Here is a 3,683-nt window from a genome sequence, read left to right on the forward strand (position 1 = left end):
CCAGATGCTAAAGTGACGCCACAATTAACTGTTCCGGTATTGCTGGTGATAGGCTGTGGTAATGAACCGCTGTAAAGTGTTGTATTACCCTGCTTAATGCTCCAGTTTGCATTACTTAAATTGTTGGCATTAAATTGATATTCCACACATCTTGAACTGCTATTGTAGTTTACACTGGTCATAGAAAACGGACTTGCTCCATTATCACAGCTTGGCCCGCCAGAATTAGTAGGACAATTAAGTGAGGCAGATGCAAAATCTACATTATAGTTACATTGTCTTACAGAAACAGTATGATTGACCCCGTCTCTCCAGGAAGCATTTGCCGGCACATTATATATATAGCCCTCATTACTGGCAAAGCCTCTTGATCCACCTTCTCCATAATAGTACTTTGAAAGATTAGCAGTAATGGTATTTTTTTTATACCCATCTACATAAACATCAACTACTCCGTATGGGCCATTTGCATTATCTCTGAATACCCATCCTGAAATCTCATCACAGGTAATTTTATCCGAGCTTGGTCTAAATGTACCCGATGGGCATTCTGTCCCTACAACAATCGCTTCCCTTACCGGTAAAGCTACCTCTTGAGTAATAGCTACATTACCTTTATTATCTGACACATAGCATCTCCATTTGTCTGTTCCGTCATTATTTACAGTGATTCCCTGGGTAAAATATATCGCTTCTGATATTTTTCCTTCATTTTTTACCCATTTATACCCATTATGGCTTCCACTTACTGTCATGGTAATTTCCCCTGTATTGGGCCTGGTAACGTTAACAGCCAAAGAGGGTCTGTTATTGAATTCGACCGGTGTTAAAGATAAAATAGCCCCTCCTTGATTACCGCCGGCAGTATTGCCCGCAAAATTTCCGGTAGCATATAGTTCTGCTAACTTTAAAAGACCGCTTGCATTGAAATGGGTATTATCAGGTAATCTGTCTGCAATTTCATCAGAATAGTATCCTCCCCAGGTAATATTACTCAAACTGCTAGCACTGCTATTGATATAGGCTTGTCCTCTTTTAACAGCATCGCTGGTTATTATATTTTCGTTATATTGTAATCTTGATACTCTGGAAATAGCCCAGCCTAAGTTACTATTAAAATCATTGCGGGTTTGTTGAATAACTGCCCTAAATTTATCTCTGTATGAGACTTCTGAGGTATTTTCTTTGGTATCAGATTCTCCCTGATGCCAAATTACACCTCTTGTACCCAACATTCCTCCGTAATAATTTAAGCCGGTTTTTAAACCCCTATAGGGGTGGCCTTGGGGACCTTCGCTATTCCAATCTGCAAAATTGCTTTGACAATTTTGATAACCCCCTAATGGATTAATAGTAGTACCATTTGGATTACCAGCAGATGTACTCCAATTATCAATCCCGGTACCTCCTGATCCTGCATTAAAAAAAACAACCGGTGTTACCACATTCGTATTTTTGTCAACAATTTGTTTCCCCAGGGCCTGGTAACACCAAAGTGTTTGATTTCCATTAGGGGCTATTCTGCTGACTTTATCCTCAGCTGAGTATTCCATTTGTTTGAAGATTGGGAAGTCATATGTTTGCTTACACCAGCAGTTCTGATTGACCGCATTGATACAATCATAATTCCCTTTTAAATCGGGGATACCTCCTTTATTACTACCCCCCATTTCAACCCCTTGTGCATTAGACTGACCAGCTGCAAAAAGCACTTCCCCCACACCTACCTTAATGGCATTGCTTTTTATACTCCCTGAATAATTGGTATTATAGCGTACAGAAATCCTATACCAGCCTGTAGAAAGCGTGAGGGTTTTGTTGAAAAAACCGCTGCTGGTAGCATAATTGATTCCTGTCCCCGTCCAGCTTTGGGTAGTAGCAATCACCTCTCCGGTTCTGCTGAGGCTTTCAATCTGGTACTCAAGGGTAGAACCCATGGAACTGGGATAGTAATAGTTGATTTGCCCTGCTAATTGAAAAGTAGCATTGTTTGCTGTGCTTTGCTGAAAAACAGTTCTGTCTAAGGGAAGACTGATTTTAACAGAAGTCTGACTGAAAGTATTATTAGCTGAAAGCCAAAAGATCAAAAGAAAGAAAAATAAAAATTCTATGACAAAGAAGTGACTAAGGCATTTTCTATTAAAAAGCCCTGTATTACTAGAATATTTCATGATATTTATGGGTAGTAGAATGGAAGATTATTTTTTCAAAAAGAAACTGGTAGAAATGAGGGGAATATTCAGTTTATAAAAAGAGTTAATCGTTTTTATAACCTCATTGGCAATGACAGCCTGCCCAAAAGCAGTAGGATAAATGCCATCTGCCGAAAAGAAATTCCCCTTTACCCAATCCGGATCAACTTTTATACCATCATCTGTTGTATAATTTCCTGCGATAATCTTTTTGTATAAACCATAAATATCTACTACCGGCAAATTATTCTCTTTGGCTTTTCGATTAATTTTATACTCATTATAAAATACAGGTGATACACCAATCCATTCATCGTCATAAGAGGCTTTTGAAAGCACCTCATTATCATTTAACAGAGCTATATTTTTTATTTCACCTCTCATAAGCTTTTCTACATAAGGGCTTGGTATCAGCTTATCAATAGCCGGATTAAAGTCCCGATAACCTTCTCTGTCTGCTTGGGCAGTTCCATCATCCTTGACTCTAAGAATAACATTTAATTTTTTAATTTTTTCATTAGTGATTTGATTAAAATAAGGCAAATCCATTACATCTGGTACTATTAGCAGAATCCCTTTTGCTTTTTTATCAGCTAGGGCTTGAATTAAACTAGTGCCACGAGTTTCGCTATACGGGTTTATTCCAGTAATATTCCCGCCTCCTCCTCCAGACAAAAAAGTGTCAATCAAATCATCCATTCCTGCCTCAAAAATAAAAAAGTCGCAGTTTTGTTTTATCAGAAACTCATAGTTATAACTATAATCCTTTTGAGTATTATCAAAGAATCTATTGGCAAACGTCTCACCCATTTTATCGTGGTTAGGATAGTTGATAAAACTAATCCAAGCAGACATATTCGGAAAAGCATAGCTGTCAATTTTTCCTGAGTAGGGTCTGAGGGTATTAGCTGTATTATCGGTATAAGCCAGGTTGTTGGTTACCAAATTAAAGGAGGCGATTGGTTCGGTGTTTATGAGGGTTTTATAGCCTGATCCATTGCCCTCATTTGGGTCGAATAGAGGTAGGTTTAAAGATAAACCCATTTGCCTGGCTACTAAATTTGGGAAAGCGGTTAGCTGTCCTTCCCGATAAAGCCCGCCATCTCTAAAACCTGCAGAAAGAGCACCACCTATAGACATTAGCCTAAAGTTTCCTAAATTGAGTAAGGTATTGGTAATAGCTGTTAAATCGATTTTAATACCAGTTAAAGCGGGTAAAATGTCTTTATCGGCTTTAACTCTGATAGTGGTATCGCCATGGTTAGCCCAACCCAAAAAAAAGGAATTGGCTTTTACATTGGAGAGCAGCGTTGGGGAACTAGTTAAGATGGGAATGCCTGCCTCTTCCAAATGGTCTGGATTAGTGCATGCAATGCATGTGAAGGAAAAGAGGAATAAAGCAAATGCCTTCATGAGAATTTTAGTCATGATATTAGGGTTTAAAGATAAAAAATAAATTAAATCTGCCGAGAATCCTATAGATGAATCAGC

General features: G+C 38.3%; 2 protein-coding genes. Both read right to left on the minus strand.

What is annotated here, in order from left to right:
• Positions 1–2,171: sialate O-acetylesterase (locus tag BM179_RS08095; RefSeq protein ID WP_092014927.1), on the minus strand; the 2,171-nt coding region annotated here is incomplete at its 3' end.
• Between the two features lie 27 nt (positions 2,172–2,198).
• The coding region (locus tag BM179_RS08100) for an SGNH/GDSL hydrolase family protein (protein WP_218159178.1) at positions 2,199–3,683 on the minus strand (1,485 nt) is incomplete at its 5' end.

Origin of the sequence: Pseudarcicella hirudinis (assembly GCF_900115665.1) — a bacterium.
In the GTDB taxonomy this organism is placed as follows: domain Bacteria; phylum Bacteroidota; class Bacteroidia; order Cytophagales; family Spirosomataceae; genus Pseudarcicella; species Pseudarcicella hirudinis.